A 22,527-nucleotide genomic window follows, 5' to 3' on the forward strand; every position below is an offset into this window, starting at 1 on the left:
TAAAGATTTAATATTTGCAATTCTTTATGACTGATATTACACGCCTTTTTGATTTTCCTTATTATCAATTAGAACACAAACCTAACTCCAAAGCTCTTGTTACAAAATATGATGGTAAATGGACTGCTATGTCCACTGAAGAATACCTCAATAAAGCCAATGCGGTTAGTAGAGCTTTAATAAAGTTAGGTGTAAAAAAAGATGATAAAATTGCTGTAATTTCTTCAACAAATCGCACAGAATGGAATATTATGGATATAGGTGTACTGCAAGTCGGCGCTCAAAATATTCCTATTTATCCAACTATTTCGTCAGAAGACTATGAATATGTATTGAATCATAGCGAATCGATTTATTGTTTTGTTTCTGATGAAGAAGTATTGGCTAAAGTGAATAAGATTAAAGCAAATACCAAATTAAAAGAAGTGTTTTCTTTTGATCATATTGATGGATGCAAACATTATTCTGAATTATTCGAGCTAGGTAAAGATCAGAGTACTCAGCCAGAAGTTGAAACTAGAAAAGATGCCGTAAAACCTGAAGATTTGGCTACCATTATTTATACGTCAGGAACAACTGGCAAACCAAAAGGTGTTATGCTATCGCATTGGAATATTACTAGTAACGCAGTTGATGCCTCATTGCGTCTTCCAAAACTTGATGGTGATACCAAAGTCTTAAGTTTCTTGCCTATATGTCACATTTTTGAACGTGTACTTATTTATATCTATCAATATGCAGGCGCAAGCATTTATTTCGCTGAAGCCTTAGACAAAATTGGTGATAATGCTAAAGAAATAAAACCTAACTTAATGAGTGTTGTACCACGTTTATTAGAAAAGGTTTTTGATAAAATTATGCTTAAAGGTGAAGAGCTAACAGGTATTAAAAAAGCATTATTCTTTTGGGCTGTTAGCCTTGGAGAACAATGGAAACCGTACCAAGCAAATGGTTCATGGTATGAATTTAAATTAAAGATAGCAAACAAACTTATTTTTAGTAAATGGCGTGAAGCTTTAGGTGGTGAATTAACAACTATGGTTTCTGGAAGTGCTGCCTTACAACCAAGATTAGCTCGTGTTTTTGGAGCGGCTCAAATGCAAGTGATGGAAGGTTATGGTTTAACTGAAACCTCACCAGTAATTTCTGTTGGTCAATATGATGGTAATAAATATAAAGTAGGCACAGTAGGAAAACCTATAAAGAATGTTGAAGTAAAAATTGCTGAAGATGGTGAGATTATGGTTAAAGGTCCTAATGTGATGATGGGCTACTATAAGGACCCAGAAAGAACAGCTGAAGTTATGACAGGTGATTATTTTCACACCGGCGATAAAGGGAAAATTGATGAAGACGGTTTCTTAAAAATTACAGGACGTAAAAAAGAAATGTTTAAGACTTCCGGTGGTAAATACATTATTCCGACATTATTAGAAAATGACTTTAAACAGTCATTGTTTATAGAACAGGTTATGGTTGTAGGAGAAGGTGAAAAGATGCCATGTGCACTTATCCAACCCAACTTTGATTTTGTGAGAGATTGGATAGACCATAAAGGACATACTATTGGCACGAGCGAAGCAGAAATTTCTTCTTCTGAAATTGTAGTTGCTCGCATTCAAAAGGAAATAGATAAATACAATAAAAACTTCGGAAAGTGGGAACAAGTTAAAAAGTTTGAACTTACCAAAGAGGCTTGGACTATTGATGAAGGACATTTAACTCCAACAATGAAAATGAAACGTAGCGTCATATTAGACATTTACAAAGACCTATACGAAAAAATGTATCGAGGATAAAAACTTTTCCTGCTCTGATTATTGTTCAGGGCAACAAAGAATAATTAAATCACATTCTACGAATGTGATTTTTTTGTTTTTAAAACAACATATTTCACAATTTATAATCAATCAACAGAACTAAGAATCTTAAAATATTCACTCCTGTTTATTAAGATATTCTTAGTAATCACCTGATAAATTAACAATATCAAAAAACATTTGAAAATTTATTATGCACGCATAACATATTTTACTATATTTGTGTCCCGATGATAAAACCCTATGAAGGATAAAACTATAGATTACATATTTAGAACAACATGGTTAGCCATTAACAAAATGTATAATGAAGAAGCCGCAAAGTTTGACACAACTATGGCAACCGGATTTGTTCTAATTAACATAGATAGAGAAAACGGTACACCATCTACTTCATTAGGTCCTAAAATGGGTATGGAAGCCACAAGCTTATCCAGAACCTTAAAAAATATGGAAGACAAAGGACTTATTATAAGAAAACCGAATCCAGAAGACGGTCGAGGAGTTCTCATCTGCTTAACGGAATTTGGAAAAGAGAAAAGAGCATATTCTAGAGAAAAAGTTTTAACATTTAATGAAGCTATACATAACAATGTATCAGAAGAAGAATTAGAAAGCTTTTATAAGGTTGCAGATATCGTAAATCATCTGATCTCAAATAAAAAAATATATAACCAAAACGAAACCATTTCAAACAAAAATGAGTAAACGTAGAATTAAAAAAGTAGCAGTAATCGGTTCCGGTATAATGGGAAGCGGTATTGCATGCCATTTCGCCAATATTGGTGTTGAGGTTCTGCTTTTAGACATTGTTCCTAGAGAACTTAATGATGCCGAAAAAGCAAAAGGTCTAACACTTGAAGACAAGGCAGTTCGAAACAGAATTGTAAACAATTCGCTTCAAGCTTCTTTAAAATCAAAGCCATCACCTATTTATTCACAAAAGTTTGCTAGTAGAATTAGTACAGGAAACTTAGATGATGATTTACACAAAATTAAAGATGTTGATTGGGTAATGGAGGTTGTTGTTGAGCGTTTAGACATCAAACAACAAGTTTTTGAAAAGGTTGAAAAATATAGGACACCAGGCACGTTAATTACATCAAACACATCTGGTATTCCAATTCAATTTATGAACGAAGGACGAAGCGAAGATTTTCAAAAACACTTTGCGGTAACGCACTTCTTCAATCCACCAAGATATTTAAAGCTTTTTGAAGTAGTTCCTGGTCCTAATTGCGACCAAGACGTTACTGATTTCTTAATGATGTATGGTGAAAAATTCCTTGGTAAAACATCGGTTTTAGCAAAAGACACACCTGCATTTATTGGTAACAGAATAGGTACTTTCGGAATCTTTGCCTTATTCAATGTCATTAAAGACTTAGGTATGACAGTTGAAGAGGTTGATAAATTAACTGGTCCAGTTATTGGTCGTCCAAAATCGGCAACCTTCAGAACTGTAGATGTTGTTGGTTTAGATACTTTAGTTCATGTAGGTAATGGTTTATATGATAACTGTAAAGACGACGAACGAAGAGAAGCTTTTAAAATGCCAGAGTTTATCCAAACTATGATGGATAACAAATGGTTAGGAAGCAAAACTGGTCAAGGTTTTTACAAAAAATCTAAGGGTGCAGATGGCAAAAAAGAAATCCTTACTCTAGATCTAGATAATATGGAGTATCGCTCTAAAAAGAGTGCGAAATTCGCCACTTTAGAGCTAACTAAAACCATAGATAACGTTACCGACAGATTCCCAGTATTATGTAACGGAAAAGATAAAGCTGGTGAATTCTACAGAAAAAGTTTTGGTGCATTATTCGCATATGCATCACAGAGAATTCCTGAAATTTCAGACGATTTATACAAAATTGATGATGCCTTAAGAGCCGGATTTGGATGGCAACACGGACCATTCCAAGTTTGGGATGCTGTAGGTGTAGATAAAGGTATTGAATATGCTAAAGCGGAAGGTTTAGAAGTTGCTAGTTGGGTGACTGATATGCAAGCTGCAGGTATCACATCTTTCTATAGCGTTAAAGATGGTGCAACATACTACTACGACATTAGTCAAAAGGCTATGGAAAAAATTCCTGGTCAAGATGCGTTCATTATTCTAGATAACATCAGAAAAACAAATGAAGTTTTCAAAAACTCTGGTGTTGTGGTTGAAGATTTAGGTGATGGAATCTTAAACTGTGAGTTCCAATCTAAAATGAATACTATCGGTGGTGATGTTCTGGCAGGATTAAACAAAGCTATTGATTTAGCCGAAAAAGATTTTGAAGGCTTAGTCGTTGGAAATCAAGGTGCAAACTTCTCAGTTGGTGCAAACATCGGAATGATTTTTATGATGGCTGTTGAGCAAGAATATGATGAGCTTAATATGGCTATTAAATACTTCCAAGACACTATGATGCGTATGCGCTACTCTTCTATTCCAACCGTAGCTGCACCTCATGGAATGACACTTGGTGGTGGTTGTGAGTTATCAATGCACGCAGATAAAGTTGTTGCTGCAGCAGAAACATATATAGGTTTGGTTGAGTTCGGTGTTGGCGTAATTCCAGGTGGTGGAGGCTCTAAAGAAATGGCTTTAAGAGCGCAAGACCTATTTCACAAAGGAGATGTACAACTTAATGTATTACAAGAACATTTTTTAACTATCGGAATGGCAAAAGTTGCCACTTCTGCTTATGAAGCCTTTGATATGAATGTGCTTCAAAACGGAAAAGATATAGTGGTGGTAAATACAGCGCGCCAAATTGCAGAAGCTAAGAAGCATGCTTTACTAATGGCTGAAGCGGGTTATTCTCAAAAACCAATGCGTAAAGATATATTGGTATTAGGAAAACAGGCTTTAGGAGCATTTATGGTAGGTACCGATTCAATGAAAGCCTCTAGATACATCTCAGAACACGACCAAAAAATTGCAAATAAATTAGCTTATGTAATGGCTGGTGGAGATTTATCGGCTCCAACAAAAGTTTCAGAACAATACTTATTAGATATAGAGCGTGAAGCATTCTTAAGTTTATGTACAGAGCGTAAAACTCTTGAACGTATTCAGCACATGTTAAAAACAGGGAAACCACTAAGAAACTAAAAAATGAAAACAGCATATATAGTAAAAGGATATAGAACTGCCGTAGCAAAATCAAAAAGAGGTGGTTTTAGATTTAAAAGAGCCGATGAACTTGCGGCAGAAACCATCCAATACATGATGGGTAAAATGCCAGAATTTGATGTAACACGCATAGACGACGTCATTGTTGGTAATGCTATGCCAGAAGGTTCTCAAGGGTTAAACATGGCACGTATTATTTCTTTAATAGGATTAAATACTGTTGATGTACCTGGTGTCACTGTAAATCGTTTTTGCTCTTCAGGATTAGAAACTATTGGTATGGCAGTAGCAAAAATTCAATCTGGAATGGCAGATTGTATTATTGCAGGTGGTGCCGAAAGTATGACTTCTGTTCCTATGACAGGATTTAAACCTGAACTGAACTATGATATCGTAAGCAACGGAAACGCTGACTACTACTGGGGAATGGGAAATACCGCTGAAGCTGTTGCGGATAAATATAATGTATCTAGAGAAGACCAAGATGAGTTTGCATACAACTCTCACATGAAAGCTCTAAGTGCTTTAGCTGAAGACCGTTTTCAAGACCAAATTGCACCAATAGAAGTTGAAGAAACTTACTTAGATTCAAAAAGTAAGAAAGCAACTAGAAAATTTACAATAACTAAAGACGAAGGTCCACGTAAAGGTACAAGCAAAGAAGCTCTAGCGAAATTACGTCCAGTATTTGCTGCTAATGGTAGTGTAACTGCAGGTAACTCGTCGCAAACAAGTGATGGTGCTGCTTTTGTATTAGTAATGAGCGAAGAAATGGTGAAGGAATTAAATCTTGAACCTATTGCCAGAATGGTAAGTTATGCAGCAGCAGGTGTTCCACCAAGAATAATGGGAATTGGTCCAGTAGCGGCAATTCCAAAAGCCTTAAAGCAAGCTGGTTTGCAACAAAGTGATATTGAACTTATTGAGTTAAATGAAGCCTTTGCTTCGCAGTCTTTAGCTGTAATGCGCGAACTAGATTTAAACCAAGACATCGTTAATGTAAATGGTGGAGCTATTGCATTAGGACATCCATTAGGTTGCACAGGTGCTAAACTTTCGGTGCAGTTATTTGACGAAATGCGTAAACGTAACATGACCGGAAAACATGGTATGGTTACAATGTGTGTAGGAACAGGTCAAGGTGCCGCTGGAATTTTTGAATTTTTGAATTAAACCAATTAATAAATCATAATCGTAGGAGAGCAACATTCTTACTAAAAACAATACCCAAAAAAATTATGGAAACACTAGAGAAAGACATTTTAAGAGGAGGACAGTTTCTCGTTAAAGAAACAAGTTGTGATGACATTTTTACCCCTGAAGATTTTTCAGAAGAACAAAAAATGATGCTCGAAACCGTAAAAGAGTTTGTAGATAGAGAAATTTGGCCAAAAAAGGAACAATTTGAGAAAAAAGATTACGCACTTACTGAAGAAATTATGCGTAAAGCTGGAGAATTGGGACTCTTAGGCATAGCTGTTCCAGCAGAATATGATGGTTTAGAAATGGGCTTTGTTTCTACCATGTTAGTATGTGATTACATTTCTGGGGCAACAGGATCCTTTTCTACGGCTTTTGGTGCACATACTGGCATTGGTACAATGCCAATTACACTTTATGGGACCGAAGAACAAAAGAAAAAATACGTTCCTGCTTTAGCTTCAGGCGAAAAGTTTGGTGCATACTGTCTAACAGAACCTGGTGCAGGATCGGACGCTAATTCTGGTAAAACTAAAGCCGTATTATCTGAAGATGGTAAGCATTATTTGATTTCAGGACAAAAAATGTGGATTTCAAATGCCGGCTTTGCTGAAACTTTCATCGTTTTTGCACGTATTGAAGATGATAAAAACATTACTGGTTTTATAGTTGAATACGATAAAGATAACCCTAATGGCATGACCTTAGGTGAAGAAGAACACAAATTGGGTATTCATTCATCTTCTACCCGTCAAGTTTTCTTTAATGATACCAAAGTACCCGCTGAAAATATGCTTTCTGAGCGAGGCGGCGGATTTAAAATTGCAATGAATGCTTTAAACGTTGGTCGTATTAAACTAGCCGCAGCTTGTTTAGACGCGCAACGTCGTACAATTACTGAAGCTGTAAAATACGCTAATGAACGTGTTCAATTTAAAACACCTATTGTTCAATTTGGCGCAATTAAATCTAAATTGGCAGAAATGGCCACTAGCGCATATGCTGGTGAATCTGCCTCATACAGAGCGGCAAAAAATATTGAAGACAGAATTGCAATTCGTCAGGCATCTGGTAATACACATCAAGAAGCTGAACTAAAAGGTGTTGAAGAATACGCCATAGAGTGTTCTATTCTTAAAGTAGCAGTTTCAGAGGATACTCAAAACTGTACTGATGAAGGCATACAAGTTTTTGGAGGTATGGGATTCTCTGCAGACACACCAATGGAGTCTGCTTGGAGAGATGCTCGTATTGCCCGCATCTATGAAGGTACTAACGAAATCAACAGAATGTTAGCTGTAGGCATGTTGGTTAAAAAAGCAATGAAAGGACATGTTGATCTTTTAGGACCTGCAACAGCGGTAGCTGACGAATTAATGGGAATTCCTTCTTTTGATACGCCTGATTATTCAGAATTATTTTCTGAAGAAAAAGAGATGATTGCAAAACTTAAGAAAGTATTCCTAATGGTTGCTGGTGCTGGAGTTCAAAAATATGGACCTCAATTAGAAGAACATCAACAATTACTAATGGCTGCGTCAAATATATTAATTGAAGTATATATGGCAGAGTCCACTATTTTAAGAACAGAAAAAAATGCTAAAAGATTTGGTGAAGAGGCGCAAAGTCATCAAATAGCTATGGCAAAATTATACCTATACAATGCAGTTGATATTGTCATTAAAAATGCAAAAGAAGGTATTGTAAGTTTTGCTGAAGGCGATGAGCAACGAATGATGCTTATGGGTCTTAAACGATTTACGAAATATACGAACATGCCAAATGTAGTGGCATTAAGAACGCAAATTGCTGATAAGTTATCTGAAGAAAACAGATACTGTTTTTAGTTAAGTTTAAGTTAGAAAGAAAAGAACCAGTTCGCATTGAACTGGTTTTTTTTATGCATAAAAAAAGATCCCAAATTGAGTGTTTGAGATCTTTTTAACTAACTAACTAAAAAATATGAAGATTAAATTACATTTTTAATACATTCTTAAAAACATTTGAAGTACATCTGTAAGAGTATTTGTGTTTTTAATCTGAAGCTAAGATACATGTTTTTTCGATAAAAACAACATTTTATTCGATGAAATGCGTTTTTATTATCAAATGTTAACATTTTTGATAAAATCAGATCTCATAGATATTACATGAATTAGGTTTATCATTATATTTATCAATACAATGCTATTAACAATATGAAACACTTCATTTTATCTATTTGCCTCCTCTTTTCTGCAATTCTATTAGCACAAGAAAATACAGAAGTTTATCTGTTTGACCTCTCAAAAGAAGCTAATAATATCGCTATAAAATATCAGAAGAACCTATCAAAAAACGATGGATACGATAATCAACCATCATTTTACAATGATCGTTACATATTATTTGCTTCTTCAAGAAATGAACAAACAGATATTGCAAAATACGACCAGAGGTATAATTCTAGAACCTGGTTAAATTATACTGCAGGTGGAGAATATTCGCCTCAATCAATTCCTGACAGCGACGCCGTATCTGCTGTTAGATTAGATAAAGACGGTAAACAACGATTATATCGTTACTCTTGGAGTAATGGCGAATCCCAAGAACTTATAAAAGATCTAATGGTGGCATATTATACCTGGTTTGATAAGAATACAATAGTATCTGCTGTTATAGAAGGTGAAGATTTAAATCTATATGTCACGAATCTTTTAGATGGTAAAAGTAGAAAGTATGCTACAAACGTTGGAAGATCATTTCATAAAATTCCTGGTACTAGTCTCATAAGCTACATATCTAAAACTAGTGATAAGGAATGGGAAATCCGTTCACTCAATCCAAAAAATGGCGTTACTAAACTTGTTGCATATACGATTAAAGGCGTTGAAGACTTATGCTGGGTAGATAATAGAACACTTATTTCTGGTAATGGTAGTGATTTATATAAACTCACACTAAAAAAAGATTTGAAATGGAAAAAGATTGCTAATCTTTCCGAATATGGTATCAATGCAATTACACGACTTAATCTCGATTCTAGTAAAACAAAACTTTTACTTGTAGGTAATACATCTAATGGAGCAGACACTGAAGAAAACGACGAAATCGAAGAAATTGAACCAGAGGATCCTGATTTAATTTCCGAATTTGAGACTATTGTACAAAAACAACTCGACGCATATAATTCCAAAGATGTTGAAACGTTTATGGCGCAATTTTCTGATGATATTCAGTTATACAATTATCCAAACGAGCTTTTATCACAAGGTAAAACACAAATGCGAAAAGATTATTTAGCCTGGTTTAATCGCACACCCGATCTAAAAGCAAAAGTCACTGACCGAATTGTTATAGGTAATAAGGTTATAGATAAAGAACATGTTACAGCTAATGGTAAATTATTTAAAACTGTTGCCATTTATGAAATTACAAACGGATTAATAAGCAGAGTCACTTTTATGCAGTAATACAATGAAAAAGGTTATCATATTTTTTACTCTAATCTCTTTATGCTGCCAAGCTCAGCAGAATACTCTAAAACCTAAACTTGAAAACATTTCATGGATTGCCGGCACATGGCATGGAAAAGCATTCGGTGGTATTACAGAAGAAATATGGAGTGAACCTTCTAGTGGTTCTATGATGGCAACCTTCAAACTTATTAATGATGGAAAAGTCACCTTTTATGAAATTGAAATTATTCGTGAAATAGAAAACTCACTAATACTTCAATTAAAACACTTTGGACCAGATTTAAAAGGTTGGGAAACAAAAGACGAAACTGTAGATTTTCCATTAAAAGAAATCACTCTAAACAAAGTTGTTTTTGAAGGAATGACTTTTGAACGTATTTCAGATAATGAAATGATTGTACATGTGGACATGAAAGAAAAAGATGGTTCCGTATCTGTAATGCCATTTCATTACACTAAAGACATTCTGAACCAAAAGCCTATTAAACAATTAATAGAGGTGAATTATTCAAAGGATGTACCAGTAATCGATGGACTGCCAAATGAAAGCATTTGGAAAAATTCTCAATGGCATAGTATCGACCAATTATGGATTGGCTCACCTGTTTCGTCTGACGATTTTAAAGGTAGATATAAACTAGCATGGAGAGAAGACGCCTTATACCTATTGGCTGAGATTAAAGATGATACACTACGAGACGTTTTTAAAGATCCTCTTAAAAGATGGTGGGATGAAGACTGCCTAGAAATTTTTGTAGATGAAGACAATAGTGGTGGTGGCCATCAGTACACTCATAATGCATTTGCTTATCACGTAGATTTAGAAGGAAATGTAGTAGACGTTAATTATACAAAAGAAGGCAAACTATACAATTCTCATGTCCGTTCAGCTAGAAAAACTGACAATAACACCACTATTTGGGAAGTTAAGATTTTACTTTATGATGACAGCTATATTGATGATGTAAAAAATAACACCGTAAAATTATACCCAAACAAAAATATTGGGTTTGCATTAGCTTACTGCGATAACGATTATAGTGAACATAGAGAAAACTTTATTGGCTCAATATTTGTTGAAGGAGTTGATAAAGATCGTGGTTGGATAGATGCAAATATATTTGGGACACTGCGGCTCATAAAAAATAATTAAACATTGAAATACAATATATTCTTTTTCTTTACGCTGATATTTTTTTCAGCTGAAGCACAGTTGCTAAAGGATAAATCTCAATTTACAAGACAAGACACATTAAGAGGCAGTATTACACCTGAGCGCGAATGGTGGGATCTCACCTATTATCATTTAGATATTGAAGTTTCACCAGATGAAAAGTTTATTTCAGGAAAAAACACCATTCACTACAAGGTATTAAAATCAAAACAGGTGATGCAAATTGATTTGCAAGATCCTATGCAGATGTTAAAGGTGACTCAAAATGGTCAAAACCTTGATATTGTACATGACGGAAATGCACATTTCATTTCGCTTAATAAACCTCAAAATATTGGTGACTATAATTCAATCGTTGTGCATTATAAAGGTTACCCGAGAGAAGCAAAACGTGCTCCGTGGGATGGTGGCTTTTCATGGAAAAAAGACAATAATGGTAAACATTTTATTGCGACGTCATGTCAAGGATTAGGCGCAAGTGTTTGGTGGCCTAATAAAGATCATATGTATGATGAAGCAGATAGTATGCTGATAAGTGTTACAAATCCTAAAGGATTAATGAATGTTTCTAATGGTCGTCTTAGAAAATTGGAAGACCTCGGTGCAAAAGTAAAATCGCATTGGTTTGTTAGTAACCCAATTAACAATTATGGTGTAAACGTTAATATTGGTGATTATGTAAATTTTTCTGAAGAATATAACGGCGAAAAAGGTAAACTAGACATGGATTATTGGGTTTTGTCGTATAACCTAGAAAAAGCAAAAAAACACTTTAAAGATGCACCAAAAATGATGAAGGCCTTTGAACATTGGTTTGGTCCATATCCGTTTTATGAAGACAGTTTTAAATTGGTGGAAGTACCATATTTAGGAATGGAACACCAAAGCTCAGTAACTTATGGCAACAAGTACAAAAAAGGATATTTAGGTAGTGATTTATCTAGTACAGGTTGGGGTTTAAAGTTTGATTTCATAATTATACACGAAGCAGGACATGAATGGTTTGCCAATAACATAACTAATAAGGATGCTGCAGACATGTGGATTCATGAAGGATTTACAGCATATTCAGAAAACCTATTTTTAGATTACTATTATGGTAAAAAAGCATCCGCTGATTATGTCATTGGCACAAGAGATAACATTAATAACAGAAAACCAATAATTGGTCCTTACGGTGTAAATAAAGAAGGTTCAGGAGACATGTATTACAAAGGTGCTAACATGCTTCATACATTGAGGCAATTAGTGAAGGATGATGAATTATGGCGAGAGATTCTACGTGGATTAAATTCAGATTTTTATCATCAAACGGTAACTACTAAGCAAATTGAAGATTACTTCAGTAAAAAAACAAAAAAAGATTTAACGGCTTTCTTCAATCAATATTTAAGAGATATTCGTATCCCTAAATTTGAATATAAAATTTCGGATGATGTACTTTCCTTTCGTTATGTCAATATTGTAGATGGTTTTGATATGCCTATTGAAGTAGAAATTGATGGAAAAACCAAGTGGATATTCCCCAACTCAGAGTGGAAATCAATCCCATATCAAGGGAAAACGTTTGAAGTTGATAGAGATTATTATGTCTATGCAAAACAGGTGAATTAAGTATGGAATTCCCAGAACTCTATTTTGAACGAGATACCGATTGGTACAATTGGTTACTTCATAACCATGACAAACACAAAGCGGTTTATCTTATATTCTACAAACTAGAAACGGGCATGCCATCCATGCGCTGGGAGGAAGCTGTAAAAGTTGCACTTTGTTTTGGGTGGATAGATTCTACAGTTAAAAGCTTAGGTAACGGAAAACGCAAACAATACTTTTCACCTAGAAACCCTAAGAGCTCTTGGAGTGCTCTAAATAAAAAATACATTACTGATCTTGAAGTCAATGGTCTCATCCAAGAATCTGGTTACAACATGATTAATCTTGCTAAAGCAACTGGCAAATGGACTGAAATGGATGATGTAGAAAATGGTGTGATTCCACCAAATCTACAAAAGGCTTTTGATGAAAATCCACGAGCTTTTGAAAATTACAAAAACTTCTCTAAGGGCTACAGAAAAAGTTATTTATCGTGGTTACACAGTGCTAAACGCGACGCAACAAAACAAAAAAGAATCGCAGAAATCATAAGACTCTGCGATGCTAATATTAAAAGCCGAGATACTTGGTGAATATCTACTAAGCTTCAAGTTTATTTAAAAGATTCATTTTTTGAATTAAATCCCCTGTAATTGCAACAACTGCTGGTTTTGGAATGTTGTCGCCATCAAAAGGCCATAAACTTGTTGGATTGTTTTTATCTTTAGTTTGTTCACCAGGATGTTGTACACTTAAAAACAATGTTTTGCCATCTGGTGAAAACCAAGGTCCTGTTAATTCAGCATCTCTAGGCGCTGATGCCACTCTAACAACTTTACCGGCATCATTACCATATCTTGGAATTACAAATAAGCTATTATTCTTAAATGGAAAATAGGGCTTATCTGCTCTATTCATAGCATAACCAGACATATCTGAAGTAAACCAAAGATTCCCAGACTGATCAAAGGCTAAATTATCTGGACAAGAAAAACCGTTTTCCTCTCCACCAGCTTTATAAGTAGAAGCTTTAAAAGTCAAAGCATCAAAATCTCCATTGAATTCTTCAATTTTTAAAATTGACCCATGAAAATCACCCTTAGTTTTATTATTGGTTAATGACACAAAAATATTTCCTGTAATAGGGTCAATTTCAATATCTTCTGGTCTATTAAGTTCTGTAGCTCCGAGTATTTTTGCAGCTGCTCTTGCTCTTATCAACACTTCGGTTTGATCTTTAAACCTAGCCTGTAATACGGGCTGATTTTCCCAGTCTATTGCCAACCATTTACCATTTACTGTGTCAGCAACATACAATGTACCTTCTTTTAAGGAATTAGGTTTTGAGGACACAAACTTGTATAAATGTTCGTTATTAGAATCATCACCAGTGTAAGCAACAACACGCTCATCTTTTAGGCGATAAATTGTACAACACTCATGCGCAAAACGTCCTAAAGCAATGTGTTTTTGAGCTGTTCCATCTTTTGGATTTACCTCAACAACCCATCCATAGTGTTCTGGTGGATAATCATAATGATCTTCCCACCAATTGTATTTACTAGGCACTCTGGTTGCTACATTATTTTCATCATAAACATTTTCACCATAACAATCGTCATAGTTTTCTTCACATGTAAGAAATGTATTCCAAGGTGTAATACCGCCAGAACAATTGGCTAATGTTCCTATAGCAGTTGATGATCCTTTTACAGGTAGATCCCAATTAAATTTAATTTCAGTTTTAGCGGTTATACGTCTGTTATGAGGATCGTTTTTAACGACTTTCCAAACGCCATTTTCTTCTTTGATTCTAACAATACTGCCACCAACATTATACATTTCTTTGTCTACATGTGCCTTAGTATGATGCTTTCGAGGTTCTTCAAAATCGTATTGATTAAAATCTGAAACATAGATTGGATTTACATATTCATGATTCACCCACAATAACCCATCTTTAGGATTGTTTTCGTCTAATGGAATGAAGCATGTAAAATCATTATTAAAACCAAAGGTGTCATTATCACTTATACTATCACCCCATTTTATAATGGTGTGATAGTCTAACCCATTAGCTAAAACTAAATCGTCTTTATCTGATGCTGGTACAGCTTCTAAAATTAACTTCTTTAATCTCTCTAAGTGTTCTTCTGATAAATTGCCGTTAGTAATTGGTTTGCTAGAATTACCACATCCCAATAAAAATGGCGGTACTATCGCAGCACCTAGACTGGCTTTACCCAAAAAGGAAATAAATTGTCTTCTGCTATAACTCATAGTGTTTATGCCTCTAGATTTTTTAAATCTATAACTTCAAAATTTCTAGCATCAAAATAATCATCGATACCATGACCTGTATTTATTATAACACCACCTAAAAGTGTCACTTTATCTGCATGAAATTCGTCTTTACATGATGCTATATGTTCATGGATTTTTTTATCAATAATCTTAAACGTTGCGTCTGTAATTGCTTTCTGAGGATTATCACTATTAAGTATTTCCTCTCTATATGGTAACAAACTTTCCTCTAACTTCATTTGTTGATAATCGTCATCATTCAGTACAGGTGTGTAGGACTCGTTTTCTAATCTACTCAGTGCTAACATTAACGCACCACAAGAATTTCCTTTTTCTTCCATTCTTGGCCTGTACATTTTCCCTAATTCTCCTTCTAAGGTAATACCAATATGAGGTCCGTAGAATATGAACGCACTTCCTTCATCCGGAATATGATGTGCAAAAGCAGTCATCCCTGTTTGTCCAACAAAAGGAATACCGCCAAGTCCACCCATAACAAATGGTCCAAATAACACATTAAAAAACGTTGTTGATGGAATATTTATATCATCTGAACATAGTGATGTTGCCATGAGAATTTTAGAAATATCTAAGCCATACTCTGATTGCATTTTACCCAAATAATGGATAGATGTATCCTTAGCATCTTTAGCATTAGGATATTCGTTTTTAACAATTTCGTCGAATTTTCTTTGTAACATGATTTATTGATTATAGTTAGTTCTAATTATTCCTAAAGATAGGATATAAATGGAAAAAGCATCACTCAACGACATTTATATTTTCGTTAAGCAATGCTTTTCAAAATGTTTTTATTGGTACAACCTATTTTGTAACAACAGTTAATTCATCAATGATATTGGTTGCGTTTGAATATTTATCGATTAACCAAAGTACATAACGCATATCTACATTAATTGTACGTTGTAAATCTTTATCAAAAATAACATCTCCTGCCATAGCTTCAATGTTACCATCAAAAGCCAAACCAATTAATTCACCTTTACCATTCAGTACAGGTGAACCTGAGTTACCACCAGTAATATCGTTATCTGTTAAAAAGTTAACCACTAATTCTCCTTTTTCATTGGCATATCTTCCAAAATCTTTTGCTTTAGCAGCATCTAACATATTTTGTGATAAATCAAACTCATGGTCATTTGGCTTATACTTATTCATCATACCCTTAAAGGTTGTATAATTATTGACTGAAGCATCGTTTCTTGCATCCTTAGGCAAGGCTCTAACTTTACCATAAGTTAAACGTAATGTTGAATTAGCATCTGGATATTGAATGGTACTAATACCTGATTTACGTAACCCATCAACTAACAATCTAAACGATTTTTCATAGTCATTTAATGGTTGTGCTAATGCTTCAGGTGATTCTCTATACTTATCTAATAAAGCCATTGATAACTTATACATAGGATCATTTGCAAGCATATCAGCATCTGGATAATCTAAAAACGCAAGTAGCCTTTCTTTTGAAGAGAACATACTTAAATTAAAGATGGCTTCAACATAAGTATTAATGTCTTTAGTCTTTAAACCTTCAACGAGTTCTGGTAACTCATAGTTAGACTTTGATGAGTAAAGGCCTAACTGCGCTGCTAAAATTTCTTTCTCTAGTGGTAAGTGATAATCTTGAAACTGACCTTCAATGAAACCAGCTAAACGTGGCGTCAATTCCTTACGTTTCGCTTCGTTAGAATTAACATAATTTTCTAAACCTCGACCTACTCTGTATGGAAGCACAGCAAATTTACTAGAACGTAATAGAGAAATTAAATAGTTATCATGCTGAGACTTTTCATTTGTAAGACTATAGTAGTTGTTGATATTGCTAATTACATCACCATACATGGCTTTATTGGCTGATTTACTAGCCCATTTTTCAAACTTTTTCTCAATCTTACGTTTTTTAGCCGCTGTTTCATGTTTGGTTAAAGCATCAATCATTCCTTGACGATTTTTCCAATAATTGGCAATTCCTGCATATTGTGATGCGTACATTAAGTTCACAGACTCATCTTTGTCCATATACTTTTTCATGACGTCCATACTCAATTTTGAGCCTTCAACCCAAGCAGGATAAGCATATTTTACATTTTGCTCAATACCTTCAGCTGGCATCCAACGGTTTGTACGACCAGGATAGCCTAAAATCATGGCAAAGTCATTTTCTTTTACACCACCAATATTTACTGGTAAATGGTACTTAGCTTGTAATGGTACATTATCCTCTGAGTAAGCAGCTGGATTACCATCTTTATCAGCATAAACTCTAAATAAAGAGAAATCACCCGTATGACGCGGCCATTCCCAGTTATCTGTATCTCCACCATACTTACCAACACTTTCTGAAGGTGTACCAACTAATCTAACGTCTGTATAATCTTGATATACGAAATAATAGAACTCATTACCTTGATAGAAAGATCTTACTGAAACTGTATATTTTCCGCCTTCGTTGTTTTCTTCTTGAATCTTAGCAATTTCTTTGTTAATAGCAGCTTCACGCTCTTTCTCTGTCATAGAATCATTTACCTGACCAAGGATGCGCTTACTGACATCATCCATTCTTACAAAGAATCTTACAGACACTCGACTAGGACTAAGTTCTTGATCTAATGATTTTGCCCAAAAGCCATTTTTTAAATGGTTTTGTTCTGCAGTAGATAATTCAGCTATTAAGTCGTAACCACAGTGATGGTTTGTAAGTACTAAACCATTACTTGAAATAATACTTGCTGTACAACCACCATTGAACTGTACAATAGCATCTTTTAAGCTTTGATTATTTATACTATAGATTTCTTCAGCAGTTAGCTGAAGCCCCATTTTTTGCATATCTCGTTGATTTAAACGCTTAATATGCATTAAAAACCACATACCTTCATTCGCAAATATGGACGTCGGTAATGCAATTAGTAGGGCTAATAAAACAAAATTTAGTCTTCTCATTATTTATATATTAAATTATTTAGGTTTAACTTATTTATCTAATTATTAAATGGCGTAAGCACGATCAACTGGCCATTGATCTTCATAACCTTCTTCCCAATCTCCTGTTGCTAATTCTGCATCCGTTGACAAACACTGATCGAGATGAGAACGTATTAAGGCTTCATCCATATCTATGCCAATAAATACAATTTCATTTTTACGGTCACCAAAATCTTTATGCCAATCGAGTTCAATATCATCTTTATTTTCGACAAATGCATATTGTTGAATTCTACTTTCAAAAGGCATACTACTCCACCAAACACCGGCACTATCCGCTTTCAACGAACCTCCTGCTTGTCCCCAAATTAAAGCTTGAGCTGGTCTTGAAGCCAGCCAGAATAAACCTTTACTACGAACAACAGACACAGGAAAACCGGTCTGAATATAGTTTAAAAAACGTTCTGGGTCAAATGGTTTTTTTGTTCTGTAGACAAAAGATGAAATTCCGTATTCTTCGGTTTCTGGTGTGTGTTCCTCTTTATTCAATTCTTCAATCCAACCAGCACTTTGCTCTGCTTCTTCAAAATCAAACAATCCAGTATTTAAAATACGACTTGGGTCTACTTTACTATAACTAGATTCTATGATTTGTGCTGATGGATTTAATTTATGAATTGTCGCCTTTAAAACGCCTAGGTGTTCATCAGAAACTAAATCTGTCTTATTTAGAATGATCACATTTGCAAACTCTATTTGATCTGTCAATAAATTTACGATAGTTCTGTAATCACCTTCAATATCTGTAAGTTCCCTATCCATTAAAGTTTCTGGACTACCAAAATCTTTAAAGAAATTAAAAGCATCCACCACGGTTACCATAGTATCCACATAACTAAAACGCGAAAGGTCTATACCATTTTCCTCATCTACAAATGAAAATGTTTGCGCTACAGGTATAGGTTCACTGATTCCTGTACTTTCAATAAGAAGGTAATCAAATCTATTTTCTTTAGCCAAGCGTTCTACCTCAACCATTAAATCTTCACGAAGTGTACAGCAAATACAGCCATTACTCATTTCTACCAATTTTTCTTCAGTACGAGACAAGGTGTTTTCACTTTTTACAAGTTCTGCATCAACATTAACTTCACTCATATCGTTAACAATCACAGCAACCTTTAGACCTTGCTTATTATGTAAAACATGATTTAAAAGTGTAGTCTTTCCTGCACCTAAAAATCCGCTCAAAACTGTCACCGGTAATTTCTTTTCCATTTCTTTTATTATTAAAACATATTGAATTACAAATTTACTTTAAATTTCGCTAAACGCAACTAAGTTGCATTTTTCGAAAACTCTTGCTTTTTAACATCACCATTAATACTCCAATCAAAATAGGTGAGAATAGCATTACCCATGTAAAAGACATATTTCACAACATTAGCTATATTGCCTTGAAGTGCATTTTTTAGTAACTGCATAATGTTATAAATAAACCATACGAAAAAGGACTCTTCATACTTAAAAGCGATTCCAACATTCCCTATTAGTGAAATTCCGAAAATAATGGCAATACTATGCTTAAAAAACGGACTTACCACATCTGTCGCCGATGGAAACAAATAAAACCCCAAATACACTAAACTGTATGAGACAACAAAGGCTAAAGCTGACAACGCAAAATATAAGGTATCAGCCTTTTTAATACGTTCACCACCATACCATTTCTTAGTTGATAATAAAGCCAGTCCGAAAGTTATAGGATAGGTTAAAATTGCCGATGTATTGCCTAATAAATAATCAATTGTACCTGAATTAATCGTTGTAAATATCCAAATTACATTTCCGAAATTCTGCTGTCTAACCATTAACCTAGTTGACAATAAAGAAAACATTGCACCAGCAATAGATAAGAACCCTAATGGAAATGCTCCTTTAGCAATATAATCCCCTAACTCTGAAAATGGTATTCCAAACTGTATACCTCCATTGTGGTAAATGGTCTCATGAAAGTTTCTGTATAGGCAAACACCTAGTATTAAAACTGCCCCAAATACATCTATGTATTTTGAATGGGTGATTTTCCTTAACTTAGGACGAGGCACCGAAGTCGAACTCATTAATATTTGGTTCTCTAATTAATTTAACAACGCAAAGTAACGAAAAAACAGCGGCTTATAGACCACTTATATAACTTCCATAAGGATCCTTAATTTGTAAACCTTCAGCGTAGCGATATTTACTTAACTTTTTATACTGTACCAGACCCCAAAGAATAAATTCTTTTTCAAAATATACGTCTCTTGGATCTATATCTGGTTGATGATCTGCAATTAATACATCTAATGGTGAGACTTCATCTAATTTAGCTTTGTATGCCTCGTCATTAAAGTTATCTAATAGTTCAAATCCTTCACCATTAAAGAACCAAGAAATTATGTCATCATATGGGGTTTCTTCGTCTTGTTTTTGAAGTTTTTCAATCTTCGGAAAATACTGTGGAAATAAGGTTTTAATTGCTTCGTCTATTAGAGTATTAGCGACAAAATCTGCACCTTCTTGTTCACCTTCATAAACCAATTCTACTTTTCCTGTTATGGATGGTATGACACCGATAAAATCAGAAAGCCTTACTGAGGTATTATCATCACCAGCCAATAATGCACGACGCTCAGCCGTACTTAATAAGTTTTCGAAAGCGGTAATACTCATACGCGCACTTACACCACTTTTCACATCAACATACTCACTATCTCTGGCTTCAAAGCTAATTTGCTCTAGTAATTCTTTTGCTAATTCTGGCACATACACTGAATTTGATTGACGCTCATCTAACTTAGCTTCTTGAGATGTAATGATTTTTGCAGTATCTACAGTTGCAGGATAATGCGTTAAAATCTGAGAACCGATTCTATCTTTTAAAGGTGTTACGATACTTCCGCGATTGGTATAATCTTCAGGGTTTGCAGTAAATACAAATTGCATATCTAAAGGTAAACGTAACTTAAATCCTCTAATTTGTATATCTCCTTCTTGTAAAATATTGAAAAGTGCCACCTGAATTCTAGCCTGCAAATCTGGTAACTCATTAATGACGAAAATACAGCGGTTTGCTCTTGGTATCATTCCGTAATGAATAACACGGTCATCTGCATAACTCAATTTTAAATTGACTGCTTTTATTGGATCAACATCTCCAATAATATCAGCAACCGTTACATCTGGTGTCGCAAGCTTTTCAGCAAAGCGCTCACTACGATGCACCCATGAAATCTGGGTAAAATCTCCCTTTTCAGCAATAAGCTCTAAGGCATATCTCGAAATAGGTTTCAAGGGATCGTCATTAATCTCCGAACCTTCTACAATTGGTATGTATTCATCTAACAGGTTCACCATCATACGGGCCAAACGTGTTTTTGCTTGACCTCTTAAACCTAACAGATTGATATTATGTCTTGATAAAATAGCACGTTCTAACTCAGGAATCACAGTATTTTCATAACCATGAATCCCTTGAAATGTTGTGACTTTGTTTTTAATGTTATTAATGAGATTATCTCTCAACTCATCTTTTATAGATTTAGATTGATATCCTGATTTTTTTAGTTCTCCTAAAGTTTTTATGTCTTTCATTTTCTAGATTTTGCCTGTTTGCTTTTGGTATTCTGCTATTTTTCTTTTTAAGCTAAGAACTCTGATACCTAAAAGCCAACGGCTAATTATTTATCCTTTAATTCTTCTTTTTCTATTGTTTTCGTAATCTTCAAAAATCATTTCACCAAGACCTTTCAATCCAGTGTAAAATGCTTTACCTCTATTTGCTTGTGTAAACTCTCGTACAAATCGCATAAGATATGGATCTTCAGCAATCATAAAGGTTGTTATTGGTATATGCAAACGTCTCGCTTGTTGTGCCATGGCATAACATTTATTGGTAATAAAAGGGTCTAACCCATTACTATTCTTATAATATTGACCATCTGGCATACGCAAGCAACTCGGTTTACCATCTGTAATCATAAAAACCTGTTTGTTGGTATTTCGCTTTCTTCGCAACATATCCATAGCTAGTTGCAAACCAGCTACTGTATTGGTATGATAAGGCCCAACTTTTAGATATGGTAAATCTTTAATCTTTATAGGCCATGCATCATTTCCAAACACTAAAATCTCCAAAGAATCTTTAGGATATCTTGTCGTAATCAACTCTGATAAAGCCATAGCTACCTTCTTCGCTGGTGTGATTCTATCTTCACCATAAAGAATCATACTGTGGCTAATATCTATCATTAAAACGGTACTCATTTGACTTTTATGAAGTGTTTCTTCAACCACCAAATCATCTTCAGTAAGATTGAAATCTCCTACTCCATGATTTATTTGGGCATTTCGCAAACTTTCTGTCATAGAAACTTTCTCTAAGGCATCGCCAAACTGATATGCTCTAAAGTCTCCTGTATGCTCATCCCCTAATCCAACACCTTTACTCTTATGATTTCCTGAACCACTACGTTTTATTTTACCAAAAATATGATCTAAGGCTTGCTTTCGTATGGCACGTTCTGTTTTTGCGGTTATGGTAGTTTTTCCTTTTCCTGTACCATCACCAGTCGGATCTATTTCTTCTTTGATGTAACCTTTATTTTTTAGGTCTTCAATAAAATCATCAATAGTATATTCTGGTGTGGTTAGCTTATATTCTTTATCAAGTTGTCTTAACCAATCTATAGCTTCATCAAAATCACCGGAAGTATAAGTGATTAACTCTTTAAAAATCTCAAAAAGCTTATCAAAAGGTGATTGATAAGGTGCTTCATAGGTTTTGAATATAAAACCCGATTTTTTAGTGTTTCTTTTCATAGCAGTATAAAAATAATGCATTTTGTAATGCAT

At 34.5% G+C, this 22,527-nt stretch carries 16 protein-coding genes; 9 read left to right on the plus strand and 7 right to left on the minus strand.

Annotation, left to right across the window (positions count from 1 at the left end):
* Positions 1 to 26 precede the first annotated feature (26 nt).
* From HRU50_RS05345 to HRU50_RS05385, 9 genes are all read left to right on the plus strand, one after another.
* Positions 27 to 1,799, plus strand: coding sequence for a long-chain fatty acid--CoA ligase (locus HRU50_RS05345; protein ID WP_296348928.1), 1,773 nt, complete (start codon positions 27 to 29; stop codon positions 1,797 to 1,799).
* 264 nt (positions 1,800 to 2,063) lie between these two features.
* A complete protein-coding gene (locus HRU50_RS05350; protein ID WP_296348930.1) occupies positions 2,064 to 2,528 on the plus strand; it encodes a MarR family transcriptional regulator in 465 nt (154 codons plus the stop codon).
* Positions 2,521 to 4,929, plus strand: coding sequence for a 3-hydroxyacyl-CoA dehydrogenase/enoyl-CoA hydratase family protein (locus HRU50_RS05355; RefSeq protein WP_296348933.1), 2,409 nt, complete (start codon positions 2,521 to 2,523; stop codon positions 4,927 to 4,929). Before HRU50_RS05350 ends, HRU50_RS05355 begins: the two co-directional genes overlap by 8 nt.
* A gap of 3 nt (positions 4,930 to 4,932) precedes the next feature.
* Positions 4,933 to 6,123: an acetyl-CoA C-acyltransferase gene (locus HRU50_RS05360; RefSeq protein ID WP_296348935.1), complete on the plus strand. Its 1,191-nt coding sequence runs from the start codon at positions 4,933 to 4,935 to the stop codon at positions 6,121 to 6,123.
* A gap of 65 nt (positions 6,124 to 6,188) precedes the next feature.
* Positions 6,189 to 7,997, plus strand: coding sequence for an acyl-CoA dehydrogenase family protein (locus HRU50_RS05365; RefSeq protein ID WP_296348937.1), 1,809 nt, complete (start codon positions 6,189 to 6,191; stop codon positions 7,995 to 7,997).
* A 351-nt stretch (positions 7,998 to 8,348) separates the two neighbouring features.
* Entirely contained in the window at positions 8,349 to 9,602 is a 1,254-nt protein-coding gene (locus HRU50_RS05370) for a nuclear transport factor 2 family protein (RefSeq protein WP_296348939.1), read from the plus strand.
* A gap of 4 nt (positions 9,603 to 9,606) precedes the next feature.
* The gene (locus tag HRU50_RS05375) at positions 9,607 to 10,761 is read left to right on the plus strand and encodes a DUF6265 family protein (protein ID WP_296348941.1); all 1,155 of its coding nucleotides are present in this window, start codon (positions 9,607 to 9,609) and stop codon (positions 10,759 to 10,761) included.
* A gap of 33 nt (positions 10,762 to 10,794) precedes the next feature.
* On the plus strand, positions 10,795 to 12,396 hold the full coding sequence (locus HRU50_RS05380; RefSeq protein ID WP_296349097.1) for a M1 family metallopeptidase: 1,602 nt from the start codon (positions 10,795 to 10,797) through the stop codon (positions 12,394 to 12,396).
* A 2-nt stretch (positions 12,397 to 12,398) separates the two neighbouring features.
* The gene (locus tag HRU50_RS05385; RefSeq protein WP_296348943.1) at positions 12,399 to 12,971 is read left to right on the plus strand and encodes a YdeI family protein; all 573 of its coding nucleotides are present in this window, start codon (positions 12,399 to 12,401) and stop codon (positions 12,969 to 12,971) included.
* A 7-nt stretch (positions 12,972 to 12,978) separates the two neighbouring features.
* Here HRU50_RS05385 and HRU50_RS05390 read toward each other — a convergent pair whose 3' ends face one another.
* The 7 genes from HRU50_RS05390 to HRU50_RS05420 form a co-directional block, all read right to left on the minus strand.
* Positions 12,979 to 14,658 carry an alkaline phosphatase PhoX gene (locus HRU50_RS05390; RefSeq protein ID WP_296348944.1) on the minus strand — a complete coding sequence of 560 codons (1,680 nt, stop codon included), beginning with the start codon at positions 14,656 to 14,658 and terminating at the stop codon, positions 12,979 to 12,981.
* A gap of 5 nt (positions 14,659 to 14,663) precedes the next feature.
* A complete protein-coding gene (locus tag HRU50_RS05395; RefSeq protein ID WP_296348946.1) occupies positions 14,664 to 15,383 on the minus strand; it encodes a hypothetical protein in 720 nt (239 codons plus the stop codon).
* 124 nt (positions 15,384 to 15,507) lie between these two features.
* A complete protein-coding gene (locus tag HRU50_RS05400) occupies positions 15,508 to 17,649 on the minus strand; it encodes a S46 family peptidase (protein ID WP_296348948.1) in 2,142 nt (713 codons plus the stop codon).
* Between the two features lie 45 nt (positions 17,650 to 17,694).
* Positions 17,695 to 18,909 carry a GTP-binding protein gene (locus tag HRU50_RS05405; protein ID WP_296348951.1) on the minus strand — a complete coding sequence of 405 codons (1,215 nt, stop codon included), beginning with the start codon at positions 18,907 to 18,909 and terminating at the stop codon, positions 17,695 to 17,697.
* Between the two features lie 59 nt (positions 18,910 to 18,968).
* Positions 18,969 to 19,754, minus strand: coding sequence for a nicotinamide mononucleotide transporter family protein (locus HRU50_RS05410; protein WP_296348953.1), 786 nt, complete (start codon positions 19,752 to 19,754; stop codon positions 18,969 to 18,971).
* A gap of 55 nt (positions 19,755 to 19,809) precedes the next feature.
* Entirely contained in the window at positions 19,810 to 21,267 is a 1,458-nt protein-coding gene (locus HRU50_RS05415) for a magnesium chelatase (protein ID WP_296348955.1), read from the minus strand.
* A 90-nt stretch (positions 21,268 to 21,357) separates the two neighbouring features.
* Complete coding sequence (locus HRU50_RS05420) at positions 21,358 to 22,494, minus strand: VWA domain-containing protein (protein ID WP_296348958.1); 1,137 nt, start codon at positions 22,492 to 22,494, stop codon at positions 21,358 to 21,360.
* Positions 22,495 to 22,527: the final 33 nt, after the last annotated feature.

Source organism: Winogradskyella sp. (assembly GCF_013213835.1).
In the GTDB taxonomy this organism is placed as follows: Bacteria; Bacteroidota; Bacteroidia; order Flavobacteriales; family Flavobacteriaceae; genus Winogradskyella.